Origin of the sequence: Brevundimonas sp. (assembly GCF_030682035.1) — a bacterium.
Lineage (GTDB): Bacteria > Pseudomonadota > Alphaproteobacteria > Caulobacterales > Caulobacteraceae > Brevundimonas.
This window is the reverse complement of record NZ_JAUXQZ010000037.1, coordinates 1-15,264: the sequence shown is the minus strand read 5'-3', so window position 1 is coordinate 15,264 and position 15,264 is coordinate 1. Positions and strand designations below refer to the sequence as shown.

Below are 15,264 nucleotides of genomic sequence, written 5' to 3'. Positions count from 1 at the left end.
CCGACAAGGAGACCCCACATGGCTGCTCGCCCGACCTGGCAAGGACATCTGAAGCTGTCGCTGGTCACCTGTCCGGTGGCGCTCTACACCGCGACGACGAGCACCAATGATGTGCGCTTCCACCTGATCAATCCCGAGACCAACAACCGCATCCGGATGGTGCCGACGGATCCCGACACCGGGCCGGTCGAGCGCGCCGATCTGGTGCGCGGCTATGAGGTGTCGAAGGACGAATATGTGCTGTTCGACGAGGCCGATTTCGACAAGGTGAAGCTTGAGAGCACCAAGACGATCTCGATCGACAAGTTTGTCGATGAGAGCGAGATCGACCGGCTGTACTGGGCCGATCCATTTTTTGTCGTGCCCGAGAAGGGCGCGGGGGTCGAGGCCTTCGCCGTCATCCGCGACGCCATGAAGAAGCAGGGCAAGGTGGCGCTGGGCTGTCTGGTCCTGCGCGGCAAGGAGCGGCAGCTGGCGCTGGAGGTGCGGGGCAAGGGGCTGGTGGCCTGGACGCTGCGAGCCCGCGACGAGGTGCGGGACGCCGGGGACTATTTCGACGACATCCAGAGCGTGAAGGCGGACGCCGACATGGTCGAGATCGCCGCCCGGATCATCGGCCAGAAGGAGGCGGACTTCGATCCCGCTGACTTCAAGGACCGCTATGACGACGCCCTGCGCGAAATGATCAAGACCAAGGCGAAGGGCGGCACGGGAACGGTCGGCGTGGCAGAGCCGGACGACACCAATGTCATCGATCTGATGGCCGCGCTGAGAAGCAGCCTGAAGGGATCGGCGGGGTCGGAGAAGAAGCCGGCGGCGAAGAAGGCTCCGGCGAAGAAGAAGTCCGCCGCCTGATCCTTCTCCCCTTGCGGGAGAAGGTGGCCGAGCGCAGCGAGGTCGGATGAGGGGTCGACGCGGCGGTCGCCAGTGGGGCCTCCTGATCGGATAGAGCGGTGCGACCCCTCATCCGTCAGCCTTCGGCTGCCACCTTCTCCCGCAAGGGGAGAAGGACGTTAGATGCCAAGCTTCTTGAGGATGGACTTCAAGCCGGCCTCGGCCTTCCGGAAATCCTTCCACGGATCGGGCTTCTTCAGCATCGCCGGATAGTTCCACAGGTTGAAGGCCGACGGGTCGAGGCCGGCTTTCACCTGGCTCCAGGCCAGCGGGAAGGCGATGCCGGCGCCGGGCCGGGCGCGAGGCGACCACGGGGCTACGGCCGTCGCCATCCGGCCGTTGCGCAGATAGTCGATAAAGATCTTCCCGCCCCGCGCCTTCTTGGCGAGAGTCGTGGTGAAGCGGTCGGGGGCGTCGATGCGGATCAGTTCCGACACGGCCTTGGCGAAGGCCTTGGCCTGCTCCCATTCCACCCGGCTGCGAGCGTCGGTCTTGATCGGAACCACGACGTGCAGGCCCTTGCCGCCCGTCGTCTTGACGAAGGACGTCAGGCCCAGACTCTCCAGCTTCGCCTTCACCACCTTGGCCGCGGCGATGACATCGGCGAAATCCAGTCCCTCGTCCGGGTCGAGGTCGAAGGTAATCTGTTCGGGGGTTTCCGGGTCGCCGGGCTTGCAGCCCCACGGGTGCAGCTCCAGCCCGCCCGACTGGCCGATGGCGACGAGGCCGCCGACGTCGACGGCGGTGACGTAGGGAGTGCGGGCCTTGACGTCGATCAGCTTCAGCCGCGGATTGGAGCCGGCCATGGCATGGCGCTGGAAGAAGGTTTCGCCGGTGATCCCGTCGGGCGCCCGTATGATCGACGTCGGTCGGTCGGCGACATGGGCGAGGATGCGCTCCGACGCCGCCTCATAGTAGCGGGCGAGGTCCGCCTTCGTGATCGCCGGGCGACCGTCGCGGGCGGGCCAGAGGATCTTGTCGGGGCTGGAGAGGGTCACGCCCGCGACCACGACCTTGCCCGACTTCGAGGCGGCCTTGGCCGTGGTCGTGGCTTTCATCTCCGTGGGCGCCTGCGGGGCCTCGGTGACCTCGGCGGCGGTTTTGTCCTCGCGCAGGCCCTTGAAGGCCGCCTGACGCAGCGACCCGGCCTCGGTGTAGCCGCCGTGCTCGACCTCGGCGACGAGGACCGGTTTGACCCAGTGGATGTCCCGGGCGCCCTTTGGCGCGCCCGCGCCGGAGAACGGGGTCTTGTCGGAGGCTGCGGCCTTGAGCGCCGGCGTCAGGGTTTTCGTCACCGCCTCGCCATAGCCCGTGCCGACCCGGCCCAGATAACGGAGGCCGCCCTTGTCGCGGACGCCGACCAGCAACGACCGGAAGCGCGTTCCGCCTTCCGACGACCAGCCGCCGATGACGACCTCGTCCCTGCCCCGGCATTTGGACTTGACCCAGCTGGACGAGCGGCCGGCGCGATAGGGGGCGTCCAGCTTCTTGGAGATGACGCCCTCCAGGTCCATGCGGCAGGCGCTTTCCAGCACAGCCTGTCCGGACGAGCCGAAATGGTCGACGTAGCGAAGGCGTTTCGCGCCCGCCTTGCCGATCCGGTCGACATAGGCCTGCAGCCGCGCCTTGCGGTGCGAGAGCGGAAGCTTGCGCAGGTCCTCGTCGCCCTCGAACAGCAGGTCGAAGGCGAAATAGACCAGGTCGTCCGTGCGGCCGTCAGAAATGGCCGACTGAAGGGCCGAGAAGTCGGGCATGTGGTCGGCGTCGAGCGCGCACAGTTCGCCGTCGATCACCGCGTCCGGCCAGCCCGCGGCGTCTGCGGTCAGGGCGGAAAACCGGTCGCTCCAGTCCAGCCCCTTGCGGGTGCGCAGCACGGCGCGGCCCCCGCCGACGCCGATCTGGATGCGGTAGCCGTCGAATTTGATCTCATGCGCCCATCCGGCGCCGGGCGGATGGTCGGCGACCTTGCACAGCTGGATGGGAACGAAGGCCGGCGGTTTGGTCGCCTTGCTGGCGGCGGCCTTCGACGGTTCCGGTTTTGCCGGGGCCTTGCGGCCGGTCGGCTTGGACGAAGTCCACTGCGTCTTGCCGCCGGCGATTTCCGCCAGCGTCCGGCCGGTCGTCACCGAGGCGTCGATCTCGGCCAGGGCGTCGCCTTCGCCCGGCACGGCGTGGTCGTCCTTTTCCTTGATCAGCAGCCAGTTGTTGCGCTGCTTTCCGCTTTTCCGGGGCCTGCCGCGATCGGACTTGAGCCGGACCAACGCCCACCCCCCCTTCAACCGCTCCCCGTCCAGCGTCATCTTGAGCGAGCCCTTGGCGAAATCGGCCTCCAGGGTGTCGGGATGCTGCGGCGTCCAGGAGCCCGTGTCCCACAGCTGCACCGTGCCGGCGCCGTAGTTGCCGGCGGGGATGGTCCCCTCGAACGACCCGTAGTCCATGGGATGATCCTCGACCTCGACCGCCAGCCGTTTGACCGAGGGGTCACGCGAGGGCGCCTTGGTCACCGCCCAGGACTTGAGCACGCCGTCGAATTCGATGCGGAAATCGTAGTGCAGCCGCGTCGCCGCGTGGCGCTGGATCAGATAGCGCAGGGGCTCCGCGGCCTTGCGCCGGGTCTTGGCCCCTTTGGGCTCGGGCGTCTCGCCGAAGCGGCGTTTGGTCTGGTAGGTCTTGAGCTCGCCGCGCATGCCGTCCCCGGGGTCTGACAGGGGCTCAACGCATCATTCCGGAATGGGATCATCGCCCGCAGGGCCGGCGGCATTTGATCGCCCTTTCGCAACTGCCTAAGGAATGGACGCCGTCCGCCGGGAGTCGCCATGTCCAGCCTGCAGTCCTCCGCCCTTCAATCGTCGGCTTTGGCCCGCGTCAAGCCGTCGGCCACCCTGGCCGTGACCGCCCGGGCGCGGGAACTGAAGCGGGAGGGGCGCGACGTGATCGGACTGGGGGCCGGGGAGCCTGATTTCGACACGCCGGACAACATCAAGCAAGCAGCCATTGATGCCATCCGGCGCGGCGAGACCAAATACACCGACGTCGACGGCATCCCCGAGCTGAAGGCGGCCGTCGCCGCCAAATTCTCGCGCGAAAACGGGCTCACCTATGCGGAGAACCAGATCCACGTCGCGCCCGGCGGCAAGACGGTGATCTACAACGCCCTGCTGGCCACCCTGTCGCCCGGCGACGAGGTGATCGTGCCCGCGCCCTACTGGGTTTCCTATCCCGACATGGTGCTGCTGGCCGGCGGGGAGCCGGTGCGGGTGGTCGGGCATGAGGCCGACGGCTTCAAGCTGAAGCCTGCGGCGCTGGAGGCGGCGATCACGCCGCGGACGAAATGGCTGATCCTCAACTCGCCGTCGAACCCGACCGGCGCGGCCTATACGGGCGCCGAGCTGGCGGGGTTGGCCGCCGTGCTGCGCTGTCATCCGCAGGTCTGGATCCTGACCGACGACATGTATGAGCACCTGATCTACGGCGACTTCGACTACCGCACGATCGCCCAGGTCGCCCCCGACCTCTATGACCGGACGCTGACGGTCAACGGTGTGTCCAAGGCCTATGCGATGACCGGCTGGCGCATCGGATACGGCGGGGGACCCAAACCGCTGATCGATCTGATGCGCAAGGTGGCGGGGCAGACGACCTCGAACCCGTCCTCGATCAGCCAGTGGGCGGCGGTCGAGGCGCTGAACGGGCCGCAGGACTTCATCGCCGAACGCGCGAAGCATTTCGAGGCGCGCCGCGATCTGGTGGTGTCGATGCTCAATCAGGCGAACGGCATCCGCTGCGCCACGCCCGAGGGCGCCTTCTACGTCTATCCGTCGATCGAGGGGCTGATCGGCAAGCGGACCGAGGGCGGCGTGACGATCGACGGCGACGATGTGTTCGTGGCGGCCCTGCTGGATGCCGAAGGCGTGGCGGTGGTGCAGGGCTCGGCCTTCGGCCTGAGCCCTTATTTCCGCATCAGCTATGCGACGTCCGAGAGCGTGTTGGAAGAAGGCTGCCGCCGGATCCAGCGGTTCTGCGCCTCACTGAAATAATACATACACACACACTTTACACCACACACACACTGTGTTTCTCTCTTTAAGAGAGGAGATGACCCATGTCCAAATATGAGCCCCTGACCCAGTTCCTGTCCGCGCAACGTGCGCAGGAAGTGCCGATGAGTTTCACCGAAATCGAGCGCGTGCTCGGCTTCCGTCTGCCCACGAAAGCCAGTGGCATTCGGGCCTGGTGGAGCAACAACCCCTCCAACAACGTAATGACCAAGGCTTGGCTGGCTGCGGGATTCATCACGGAACGTGTCGACATGGGTTCGCGGCGGCTGGTGTTCCGGAAGGCGGGCGCTTCTGTTGCGCCCTCGATGGTGTCTTCCGCGCAATCAGCACGAAGCATCGGCTTTCTCGATCGCATCCGGGGGCAGTTGGGAGGCACCGTGACCATTCCCGAGGGCGTGGATATCACCGCCCCTACGGGTGAAATCTGGGATGCCGACCGGTGACGGGCCGCCCCATCCTACTGGATACTTGTGCGGCGATATGGCTTCAGGCCGGGGCCGCGTTCAGACCGGAAGGTGAAGCGGCGCTTCAGGAAGCCCAAAAGATCGGGACGCAGGTTCTCGTCTCGCCGATTACGGCCTGGGAGATCGGTCTTTTGGTTTCCAAGGGCCGACTGGTCCTGAGTCTGCCGCCCTTGACCTGGTTCGAGCAGGTGTTGGAATTGGGCGTCGATCTCGCGCCGTTGACGCCGGATATTCTGATTGCCTCATCCCAGTTGCCTGGTCCGCCGCTGCGCGATCCTGCGGATCGCATCGTCGCCGCGACGGCGCGGGCGATGAGATATCGACTGATCACGCGGGACCGACCGCTGCTGGACTTCGCCGCGTCAGGCCAAGTGGCGGCTATTGCCTGTTGAGTTCGATCACGCCGCCCGGCTGACCGCGAAATCCGCCAGCTGTTCCAGCGCCTCACGCCAGCCGCTCGCCGGAAGCGCCCGCAGCGCCGCCTTGGCGGCGTCGGCGTATTCCCAGGCCGTGTCGAGGGTGGCGCTGACGGCGCCCGTGCCGAAGACCAGTTCGCGGGCGCGGCGGAAGTCATCCCCGGTGCGCTGGCCCTGGTTGATCGTGCGATCCCAGAAGGCGTCCTCGCGGCCGCGCGTGCGGGCGGCGGCCAGCAGCAGGGGCAGGGTCACCTTGCCCTCGCGGAAGTCGTCGCCGGCGTTCTTGCCCAGCACCTCGGACGTGCCGCCGTAGTCGAGTGCGTCGTCGGCCAGCTGGAAGGCGAGGCCGAGGTTGAGGCCATAGGCGCGCAGGGCCTCGACCGACAGCTCATCGGCCCCGGCGCCCACCGCGCCCGCCTCGGCGGCGGCGGCGAACAGTTCGGCGGTCTTGGCCGAAATGATGCGCAGATAGGTGTCCTGATCCAGGTTCAGGTCGTGGGCGCGGGTCAGCTGAAGCACCTCGCCCTCGGAAATGACGCTGGAGGCTCGGGCGAGGATGCCCAGGGCCCGCATCTGACCGGTCTCGACCATCAGCTCAAAGGCGCGGGCGAACAGGAAGTCGCCGACGAGGACGCTCGACGGGGCGCCCCAGATCAGATGGGCCGCGACCTTGCCGCGTCGCAGGTCCGAGGCATCGACCACATCGTCGTGCAGCAGGGTGGCGGTGTGGATGAACTCAACCGCCGCCGCCAGCTTGACCGAAGCCGTGATGTCGCCGGTCGCGCCCGAGGCGCGCGCGGCAGCCAGGGTCAGCAGAGGCCGCAGCCGCTTGCCGCCGGCGGAGATCAGATGCTCGGCCAGCAGGGGGATGACGGGCACCTGGGACTGCATCCGGTCGAGGATCAGGGCGTCGACGGTCGCCATGTCGCGCGCCGCCAGCCGCACGAGCGGCTCGACATTCCCCTTCGAGCGGGGCTCGGCGACGGTGACAGCGTCCAACGAAATACTCTTCGGCAGGGCGGCGCAGGGGAGAATCACGCCCGAAATTCCAGTCTCCGCCTTGCCCGGCGGCGATGCGGCGCACAATGGTGATCGCTCCATGAAGGGTCAAGCCGCGTGACCGTCGCACCATTGCCGCAAGCCGAACACCAAGCCGTCGAGAACGCCCTTCTGGGCGGACGCGTCCGGCTGCGTCAGCCGGCGAGGGGCTATCGCGCCGGGATGGACGCGGCCCTGCTGGCGGCGGCCGTGGCGGCGGAGCCGGGCCAGCGGGTGATCGAGGCCGGCTGCGGCGCGGGCGCGGTGCTGATGCAGATCGCCGCGCGACGGCCGGGCGTGAGCCTGACCGGGCTGGAGCGCGATCCGGCCATGGCGGCGCTGGCGCGGGAGAATGCGGCGCTGAACGGAGCCGACGCGCAGATCATCGAGGGCGACGTCGCGGCGGACTTCCGGGCGCTGGACCTGCCGCCGTTCGACTGGGCGGTCAGCAATCCGCCCTTCTTCGACGACCCCGGCGCATTGCGGGCCCCGGCCGAGGGCAAGCGTGGGGCGTGGATGGCCGATGACGGGCTGAAGGCGTGGACGACCTTTCTGCTGAAATCGGCGCGTGAGGGCGGGCGGATCATGGTCATCCACCGCGCCGACCGACTGGCTGACCTGCTGGCGCTGCTGGGGGAAAAGGCGGGATCCTTCGCTATCCGCCCGGTTCATCCGTATGCGGACGAACCGGCCAAACGGGTGCTGGTGCAGGCGATCAGGACCGGCAAGGCCCCGCTGCGCCTGCTGCCGCCGCTGGTGCTGCATGACCGGTCAGACGCCAAACACACCGCCCGGGCTGAGGCGATCCTGCGGGGCGAGGCCGCGCTGGACGATTGATCGCCGCGCCCGAGGCTTGCCCGCGCCCCTCCCCCGCGCTTCAGTGCAGCCTTCAAACGGGACGGGCGACGCCATGCGGACGATTTTCCTTCTTCTGACGCTCTGCCTCGCGAGCCCGGCCTGGAGCCAGGACGCCGTGATGCTCCGGCCCGCCCGCGTCTTCGACGGCGTCGACCCCCGCCCGCACGTGGGCTGGTCCGTGCTGGTGCGGGGCCGGACCATAGAGGCGGCCGGACCGGACCTCGTCGTTCCCGCCGACGCCCGGGTCATCGACCTGCCCGGGATGACGCTGATGCCCGGGATGATCGAGGGGCATTCGCACCTGTTCCTGCATCCCTACAACGAGACCAGCTGGGACGATCAGGTCCTGCATGAGGCGCTGGCCCTGCGCACGGCGCGGGCCACGGTCGCGGCGCGGACCACCCTGATGGCGGGTTTCACCACGGTGCGCGACCTCGGCACGGAAGGGGCCGGCTATGCCGATGTGGGGCTGAAGCAGGCCATCGACCAGGGCATTGTGCCGGGGCCGCGGATCCTGACCTCGACCCGGGCCATCGTGGCCACCGGCGCCTATGGCCCGCGCGGGTTCGAGCCCGGCGTCGAGGTTCCGCTGGGCGCCGAACAGGCGGACGCGGGGGACCTGATCCGTGTCGTCCGCAGCCAGATCGGCGCCGGGGCCGATGTGATCAAACTCTACGCCGACTATCGCTGGGGACCCGGGGAGCCGAGCCGGCCGACCTTTTCGCAGGCGGAGCTGACCGATGCGGTCGAGGCCGCCCACGCCGCCGGCCGCCCGGTCGCCGTCCACGCCGGGACGGCCGAGGGCATGCGCCGCTCGATCCTGGCGGGAGTCGACACCCTCGAGCACGGCGACGCCGGCACGCCCGAGGTCTTCCGCCTGATGCACGACCGCCACGTCGCCCTCTGCCCGACCCTGGCCGCCACCGACGCCATCAGCCGCTATCGCGGCTGGAACGGCCAGGAGCCGGCGCCCGAGGCCGTTCTGGCCAAGCGCCGCGCCTTCGCCGCGGCCCGGGCTGCGGGCGTCGACATCTGCATGGGCGGCGACGTCGGCGTCTACGCCCACGGCGACAACGCCCGCGAGATGGAGCTGATGGTGCAGGCCGGCATGCCGGCCTCTGAAGTACTGGTCGCCGCGACCTCGGGCAACGCCCGGATCTTTGGCCAGGCGGACCGGATCGGCGCCGTGCGGCCGGGCCTGCTGGCCGATCTCATCGCCGTCGAAGGCGACCCGACGCAGGACGTTTCGGCGGTCCGGGCCGTGCGGCTCGTGATGAAGGACGGGATCATCGTGCGCGACGACGCGGCCGGGGCGCGTTAGGAAGCCGCCATGTCCCTGCGCCCCCTGTTCGTCACCCAGGTCTATGAGGCCTCCCTGGCCGCCGCGCCCGGCTTCGCGGCCTTCAACGCCGGCCTGGCCGAGGTCTGCCGGATGCTGGCCGTCGAGGATCACGCCGGCCGGTCCTGGTGCCGCGAGCACGGCTATCGAGGCTACACCTCATATGGTTCCCTGACCGACCTGCCGCTGCGCATGCCCGAGTTCGGCGAGCTGAAGCGCCATCTGGACCGGCACGCGGGGGCCTATGCGAAGGCGTTGAATTTCGATCTGGCGCGAAAGCCGCGGCTGGACAGTCTGTGGGTCAATATCCTCAAGCCCGGCGGTAGCCACTCGGGCCATATCCACCCCCACGCCTTTCTCAGCGGCGCCGTCTATGTCGAGGTGCCCGACGGGGCCTCGGCCCTGAAGCTGGAAGACCCGCGCCTGCCGATGATGATGGCCCGCCCCGGCGTCCACGCCGACGCGCCGGAAGCCGAGCGGCCGTTCGTTTACCTGGCTCCCCAGGCGGGCACGGTTCTGATGTGGGAAAGCTGGTTGCGCCACGAGGTGCCGCCGAATGCGGCCAAGAGCGAGCGGATTTCGGTGAGCTTCAACTATGCCTGAGACCACTGAGCAGGCTGTCTATCCCGGCATCGCGCTGGTGACGGGCGCCGCCTCGGGAATTGGCGCGGCCACGGCCCGGCGGCTGGCCGAAGACGGCGCGCCTGGCTTGATCCTCGTGGATCAGGACAAGGTGGGTCTCCACGCGCTGGGGGACGAGTTGGAACAACGTGGCGTCGAACTGATGCTATGCCATCAGGACGTGCTGGACGAAGCGGCCTGGGACGGGATCGAGCATGGAGTCAAACACCACTCGGGCGGTCTGGACAGCGTCGTCGTCAACGCCGGGGTCTCCGACAGCGGGGCCATCGCCGACCTGTCATTCGAGGGATGGCGGCGCGTCCTGTCGATCAACCTCGACGGGGCCTTCCTGACCCTGCGGTCGGGGATGCGGCTGCTGCGCGACGGAGGCGCCGCGGTTGTGGTGGCGTCAGCGGCCGCGGTGAAGGCCGAACCAGGGATCGGGGCCTATGGCGCGTCGAAGGCAGGGCTGCTGCAACTGGCGAAGGTCGCTGCCAAGGAGGGCGCGCCGCGCGGCGTGCGGGTCAACGCCATCTTGCCGGGCGGGGTCGAGACGCCGATCTGGAGCCAGATGCCATTCTTCACCGACATGGTCTCGGCGCACGGCTCGGAACAGGCCGCCTTTGATGCTCTGGCGGCGATGGCGACTCCTTTGGGCCACTACGCCAAGGCCGAGGAAATCGCGGGCCAGATCGCTTTCCTGCTGTCGCCCGCCGCACGGTCGATGACCGGAGCCAGCCTGTTCGTGGACGGCGGCTACACGCTCTAGCCGCCATCAATCCGCCGTCCCCCGCGCCTAGACATTTGCCCAACGGCGGCGCGGCGGCTACACCCCGCGCCAACCTCCCGACACCCCCAGACGACAGGGCGCACCGCACCTCATGGCGCAGCAATATATTTTCCAGATGCAGGGTCTCACCAAGGCCTTTCCCGGCGGCAAGAAGATCTTTGAGAACATCTGGCTGAGCTTCTACAACGACGCCAAGATCGGCGTCGTCGGGGTCAACGGCTCGGGTAAATCCACCCTGCTGAAGATCATGGCCGGGCTGGACGCCGAGTTCAACGGCGAGGCGCGCGCCGCCGACGGGATCAAGCGCGGCTATCTGGAGCAGGAGCCCCAGCTGGACGACAGCCTGAACGTCCGCGAGAACGTCGAGGCCTGGTGCGAGGAGAAGCAGTGGGTCAACCGCTTCAATGCGATCGCCATGGAAATGGCCGAGGAATACACCGACGAGCTGATGGCCGAGATGACGGCCCTGCAGGAAAAGATCGACGCCGGCGATGTCTGGGACATCGACAGCCGCATCGAAATGGCCATGGACGCCCTGCGCTGTCCGCCCGATGAATCAGCGACGACCAATCTGTCCGGCGGTGAAAAGCGCCGCGTGGCGCTGGCCCGGCTGCTGTTGTCCAAGCCCGACATGCTGCTGCTCGACGAGCCGACCAACCATCTGGATGCCGAAAGCGTCGCGTGGCTGCAACATCACCTCGAAGCCTTCCCCGGCTGCGTCATCCTGGTGACCCACGACCGTTACTTCCTGGATCTGGTGACCAAGTGGACGCTGGAGCTGGACCGCGGCAAGGGCCACCCGCACGAAGGCAACTACTCCAGCTGGCTGGAGGCCAAGACCAAGCGCGTGGTGCAGGAGCAGTCGGAATCCGAAGCCCGCCAGCGCGCCCTCACCCGCGAACTGGAATGGGTCCGCTCGGGCGCCAAGGCTCGCCAGGCCAAGTCCAAGGCCCGACTGGCCGCCTATGAGCGGATGGTGGACGAGCAGGAAAGCCTGCGCGGCGCCCAGACCCACGCCGTCATCCAGATTCCGCCCGGCCCGCGTCTGGGCAATGTGGTGCTGGAGGTCGAGGGATTGAACAAATCCTATGGCGACAAGCTGCTGTTCAAGGATCTGACGTTCAAACTGCCGCCCAACGGCATCGTCGGCATCATCGGCCCGAACGGCGCCGGCAAATCGACCCTGTTCCGCCTGATCACCGGCCAGGAACAGCCCGACGGCGGCACGATCAAGGTCGGGGAGTCGGTCAAACTGGCCTATGTCGACCAGAGCCGCGACGACCTGGAGCCCAACAAGACCATCTGGGAGGTCATCTCGGGCGGCACCGACGTGATGATGGTGGGCAAGCGCGAGATCAACACCCGCGCCTATGTCGGCAGCTTCAACTTCAAGGGCGGCGACCAGCAGAAGAAGGTGGGGCAACTGTCCGGCGGCGAGCGCAACCGCGTCCACCTGGCCAAGACCCTGGCCACCGGCGGCAACCTGCTGCTGCTCGACGAACCGACCAACTATCTCGACCTCGAAGGCGCGCTTTGGCTGGAAAGCCGGCTGAAAAAGTATCCGCACACCGCGGTCATCATCAGCCACGACCGCGAAATCCTGAACAATAGCTGCGACCACATCCTGCATCTCGCCGACGGCAAGCTGACAATCTACACCGGCGGTTACGACAGCTTCGAGCGCCAGCGTGAGGAAAAGGCCCGCCTGCAGGAAGCCAACAAAGCCAAGGTCGACGCCCAGCGCGCCCACCTCCAGGCCTTCGTCGATCGCTTCCGCGCCAAGGCGTCCAAGGCCACCCAAGCCCAGTCGCGCCTGAAGATGCTGCAGAAGCTGCCGCCGGTTTCCTCGGTGGTCGCCGAGCACGTCGCGCCCTTCATCCTGCCCTCGCCGGAACGCCCCCTGGCCCCGCCGCTGCTGCGCCTTGAAGGCGTATCGGCCGGTTACGACGAGACGCCGATCCTCAAGCATCTTAACCTACGCCTCGACCTCGACGACCGGATCGGTCTGCTGGGCGTCAACGGGGCCGGCAAGTCAACCTTCGCCAAGCTGGTCGCCGGCGCGCTGAAGCCGCAATCGGGCGAATTCACCCGCTCAGCTCGGCTGAAGGTCGGCTGGTTCCACCAGCACCAGATCGAAGCCCTGAATCCGAAGGACACACCGCTCGACATCATCCGCACGGTGATGCCGGAGGCCTCCGAGGCCAGTCGCCGCGCGCGCCTGGCCCAGTACGGCCTGGGACACCAGAAGGTGGAGACCACGGTCGACAGCCTGTCCGGCGGCGAACGCGCCCGCCTACTGCTGAACCTTGTGGCGCTCGAAGCCCCGCACCTGCTGATTCTCGACGAACCGACCAACCACCTCGACATCGACTCTCGCCGCGCCCTGCTGGACGCGCTGAACGAGTATGAGGGCGCTGTCATCCTGATCACCCACGACCGCTCCTTGATGGAACTGGTCGCCGATCGCCTCTGGCTGGCCAGCGACGGGACCATCGCGCCCTTCGATGGCGATATGGACGACTACGCCAAGTTCGTCATCGACCGCGCCAAACAGGCCGGCAAGGCCCCGACCCAGGTTCGGGCCGCCGAGCCGGTCGAGGTTCCCAAACCGCCGCCGCCACCCAAGACGAAGGTCCCGACCGGAACGGCTCGCCGCCGCGCCGAGTCGGCTGAGGCCGCGCTCGCCCGCGCCACAGCCGCCGTCACCGAACTCGATAAGGCCCTGACCGATCCTAAGGTGTTCAGCGAGGATCCCGCCAAGGCCGCCGAACTTGGCCGCAAGCGTGAGCAGGCCCAGGTCGCCCTCGAGAAGGCCGAGCAGGAATGGCTGGACGCGGTGGAAGCCTACGAGGCCGTAAAGGTCGACGCCTAACCTTCTCCCTCCCCTTCGTGGGGAGGGGTAACTACAGTGGCGCCATGGCCACCGACGCAGAGTCGCTTCCCGACCCCGGCAGACGGCGCCGCGCACCTCGCATCAGGGCGCGGCTGCACGAGCTGTACTTCGGCCATTCGGCGAAGTCGGTGCGCTTTCGCCTGACGGTCATCACGATCGACCTGGTGATGATCGCTTTCTTCATCGCTTCGCCGCTGCTCCGCGACACCCCAGCATTCCTGTTCATCGACTACACGATGGCCTTTATCCTGGCGGTCGATCTCACCGCGCGGGCCTATGCCTCCGACAGGTTCGGCGAATGGCTGAAGCGGCCGGTCACCTGGATCGACCTGTTCGTCCTGGTGACGCTGCTTTTCCCCTTCTGGCTCTTCAATCTGGCCTTCCTGCGGGTGCTTCGCTTATGGAGCCTGGTTCACTCCGAGTTCTTCTGGCGAACCATCGGCCGTCGCTATGACGAGACGCGCTGGGAAGACGTCGTCCGCGCCTCGGCGACCCTGATCACCTTCATCTTCGTGGTGACCGGCTTCGTCTATACGAGCTTCGCCCGGACGGACGGCATCGACGGCTATATCGACGCCCTCTACTTCACGATCGCCACCCTGACGACAACAGGGTTTGGCGACATCACCCTGCCTGGAACCTGGGGCCGAGTGATCTCCATCGTCACCATGTTGACCGGGATCACCCTTTTCGTCCGCCTCGCCCAGGCGCTGTTCCGCCCCTACAAGGTGCGCTTTCCCTGCCCGACCTGCGGGTTGCAGAGGCATGACGTCGACGCTGTCCACTGCAAGGCCTGCGGGGAACTGCTGAACATCCCCAACGACGACGAGCACTGACGCCATGCCCGAAGAAGCCCGCCTCGTCTATCTACTGCTAGTTCTGGTGCTGCTCGCCCCGGCGGCGATCGCCGCCTTGCGCCACATCTTCCGCAAACGGAAATAGCCATTCGGCTCGCGAAGGCCAATCCCCGGTCGGCGGGCGCATAGTCACCGAGGTCTTCCTTGGCCTCATCGAGGGCGACCGCAGCTCTTACCTTGCGCAAGAGCCGGAATGGCAAGCCAGCCTGCCGACCATTGCCCCGTCGAGACAAGGCGACGACTTCACGATCATCGACATGCTTCGCTTCGAAGGCGTCGCCTGACGCGGACGACCGAAGGCGCGGTTCGCCGCGCCTTCGGCCTCACGGCCTCTAACCGCAGGTGACCCTTTTCACGACGCCGGTGTCGGCGTCGTAGAAGAAGTTCAGCCGGTCTTCACGGAAGTCCATGGTCGCCATGCAGGTCGTGCAGAGCACGCGCTGCTTTTCGGGCCGTACAGGCACCGGGATTTCGCTACGCGGACGACCGACAAAACGCTGCGCCTCAGCGGCGCCGCATTTGTCGTTCGCATCGGCGGGCGGCGGAGCTGGCGGCTCGCTGACGCAACCCGACAGCGCGATAAGCGCCGCTCCCAACATCAGGATCTTCTTCATGCCTGTTTCTCCCATCCTCGGGCCTGCTGCCTCCAGTAGGAGGCCGGATGCCCCTTGGCCTTGACGGCGCTCCATTGGCTGCGTGCGACAGCGAGCTGAGCCTCGTCGCGACCATCGAAGAGCACCACGCATCGGGTGTATCCGGCAAGCTCTCCCGGATCGGCGCCATCAACCAGGAATAGGGCGTCGGCGCCGTTTGGGTTGTCGAACCCCGTGGTCAGCAGGATTGGCTGGCGCGCTGCGCTCGGCTCGCTGTCGGGCGCATGCGGCAAGAAGCTGTCGTCGCGATAGGTCCAGAGCCGCTCGTCGATGTCGTCGAGCAGACGGGCGTCGGCGGCGCGCACGAGCGCCCGCCAGCCCCGCTCGCGCGTCTTTTCCATCAGGCCGGGCAGCACCTGTTCCAGGGTCGACCGCTCGAGGTG

The 15,264-nt window shown here is 67.4% G+C and carries 14 protein-coding genes and 1 pseudogene; 11 read left to right on the top strand and 4 right to left on the bottom strand.

The features are described from left to right. Positions 1 to 18: 18 nt before the first annotated feature. Complete coding sequence (locus tag Q8K49_RS10170) at positions 19 to 855, top strand: Ku protein (protein WP_305305777.1); 837 nt, start codon at positions 19 to 21, stop codon at positions 853 to 855. 158 nt (positions 856 to 1,013) lie between these two features. On the opposite strand, the gene ligD is transcribed toward Q8K49_RS10170, so the two are convergent. Further along, positions 1,014 to 3,581: a DNA ligase D gene (gene ligD / locus Q8K49_RS10165; protein WP_305305776.1), complete on the bottom strand. Its 2,568-nt coding sequence runs from the start codon at positions 3,579 to 3,581 to the stop codon at positions 1,014 to 1,016. A 129-nt stretch (positions 3,582 to 3,710) separates the two neighbouring features. Here ligD and Q8K49_RS10160 point away from each other — a divergent pair, with 129 nt between their 5' ends. The 3 genes from Q8K49_RS10160 (at position 3,711) to Q8K49_RS10150 (ending at position 5,808) form a co-directional block, all read left to right on the top strand. Next, positions 3,711 to 4,931, top strand: coding sequence for a pyridoxal phosphate-dependent aminotransferase (locus tag Q8K49_RS10160; protein ID WP_305305775.1), 1,221 nt, complete (start codon positions 3,711 to 3,713; stop codon positions 4,929 to 4,931). 65 nt (positions 4,932 to 4,996) lie between these two features. After that, positions 4,997 to 5,395, top strand: a complete 399-nt coding sequence (locus Q8K49_RS10155) for a hypothetical protein (RefSeq protein ID WP_305305774.1) — start codon at positions 4,997 to 4,999, stop codon at positions 5,393 to 5,395. Continuing rightward, entirely contained in the window at positions 5,392 to 5,808 is a 417-nt protein-coding gene (locus Q8K49_RS10150; RefSeq protein WP_305305773.1) for a type II toxin-antitoxin system VapC family toxin, read from the top strand. Before Q8K49_RS10155 ends, Q8K49_RS10150 begins: the two co-directional genes overlap by 4 nt. 6 nt (positions 5,809 to 5,814) lie before the next feature. Here the strand turns inward: Q8K49_RS10150 and Q8K49_RS10145 are convergent, their stop codons facing one another. Continuing rightward, a complete protein-coding gene (locus Q8K49_RS10145; protein ID WP_370867767.1) occupies positions 5,815 to 6,831 on the bottom strand; it encodes a polyprenyl synthetase family protein in 1,017 nt (338 codons plus the stop codon). A 117-nt stretch (positions 6,832 to 6,948) separates the two neighbouring features. On the opposite strand from Q8K49_RS10145, the gene Q8K49_RS10140 reads away from it, so the two are divergent. From Q8K49_RS10140 to Q8K49_RS10115, 7 genes and pseudogenes are all read left to right on the top strand, one after another. Next, entirely contained in the window at positions 6,949 to 7,707 is a 759-nt protein-coding gene (locus tag Q8K49_RS10140; RefSeq protein WP_305305772.1) for a tRNA1(Val) (adenine(37)-N6)-methyltransferase, read from the top strand. Positions 7,708 to 7,846: 139 nt separating this feature from the next. Continuing rightward, a complete protein-coding gene (locus Q8K49_RS10135; RefSeq protein WP_305305771.1) occupies positions 7,847 to 9,049 on the top strand; it encodes an amidohydrolase family protein in 1,203 nt (400 codons plus the stop codon). Between the two features lie 9 nt (positions 9,050 to 9,058). Further along, positions 9,059 to 9,670: a TIGR02466 family protein gene (locus tag Q8K49_RS10130; RefSeq protein WP_305305770.1), complete on the top strand. Its 612-nt coding sequence runs from the start codon at positions 9,059 to 9,061 to the stop codon at positions 9,668 to 9,670. Then, positions 9,663 to 10,457, top strand: a complete 795-nt coding sequence (locus Q8K49_RS10125) for an SDR family NAD(P)-dependent oxidoreductase (protein ID WP_305305768.1) — start codon at positions 9,663 to 9,665, stop codon at positions 10,455 to 10,457. Before Q8K49_RS10130 ends, Q8K49_RS10125 begins: the two co-directional genes overlap by 8 nt. A gap of 112 nt (positions 10,458 to 10,569) precedes the next feature. Then, a pseudogene (gene ettA / locus Q8K49_RS14870) lies at positions 10,570 to 12,315 on the top strand (energy-dependent translational throttle protein EttA); the annotation flags it as partial. Beyond that, entirely contained in the window at positions 12,298 to 13,350 is a 1,053-nt protein-coding gene (locus Q8K49_RS14865; protein WP_370867772.1) for an ATP-binding cassette domain-containing protein, read from the top strand. The pseudogene ettA and the gene Q8K49_RS14865, both read left to right, overlap by 18 nt. A gap of 44 nt (positions 13,351 to 13,394) precedes the next feature. Continuing rightward, positions 13,395 to 14,207, top strand: coding sequence for a potassium channel family protein (locus tag Q8K49_RS10115; protein ID WP_305300413.1), 813 nt, complete (start codon positions 13,395 to 13,397; stop codon positions 14,205 to 14,207). A 353-nt stretch (positions 14,208 to 14,560) separates the two neighbouring features. Here the strand turns inward: Q8K49_RS10115 and Q8K49_RS10110 are convergent, their stop codons facing one another. After that, entirely contained in the window at positions 14,561 to 14,842 is a 282-nt protein-coding gene (locus Q8K49_RS10110; RefSeq protein WP_305305765.1) for a peptidase inhibitor I78, read from the bottom strand. Continuing rightward, on the bottom strand, positions 14,839 to 15,264 hold a 426-nt coding region (locus Q8K49_RS10105; protein ID WP_305305763.1), incomplete at its 5' end, for a DNA polymerase III subunit chi. The genes Q8K49_RS10110 and Q8K49_RS10105, both read right to left, overlap by 4 nt.

Coding starts and splice junctions, on each gene's coding strand:
- Q8K49_RS10170 (WP_305305777.1), top strand. CDS start 19: ATGGCTGCTCGCCCGACCTGGCAAGGACATCTGAAGCTGTCGCTGGTC.
- Q8K49_RS10130 (WP_305305770.1), top strand. CDS start 9,059: ATGTCCCTGCGCCCCCTGTTCGTCACCCAGGTCTATGAGGCCTCCCTG.
- Q8K49_RS10160 (WP_305305775.1), top strand. CDS start 3,711: ATGTCCAGCCTGCAGTCCTCCGCCCTTCAATCGTCGGCTTTGGCCCGC.
- Q8K49_RS10135 (WP_305305771.1), top strand. CDS start 7,847: ATGCTCCGGCCCGCCCGCGTCTTCGACGGCGTCGACCCCCGCCCGCAC.
- Q8K49_RS14865 (WP_370867772.1), top strand. CDS start 12,298: ATGCTGCAGAAGCTGCCGCCGGTTTCCTCGGTGGTCGCCGAGCACGTC.
- Q8K49_RS10110 (WP_305305765.1), bottom strand. CDS start 14,842: ATGAAGAAGATCCTGATGTTGGGAGCGGCGCTTATCGCGCTGTCGGGT.
- Q8K49_RS10115 (WP_305300413.1), top strand. CDS start 13,395: ATGGCCACCGACGCAGAGTCGCTTCCCGACCCCGGCAGACGGCGCCGC.
- Q8K49_RS10125 (WP_305305768.1), top strand. CDS start 9,663: ATGCCTGAGACCACTGAGCAGGCTGTCTATCCCGGCATCGCGCTGGTG.
- Q8K49_RS10155 (WP_305305774.1), top strand. CDS start 4,997: ATGTCCAAATATGAGCCCCTGACCCAGTTCCTGTCCGCGCAACGTGCG.
- ligD (WP_305305776.1), bottom strand. CDS start 3,581: ATGCGCGGCGAGCTCAAGACCTACCAGACCAAACGCCGCTTCGGCGAG.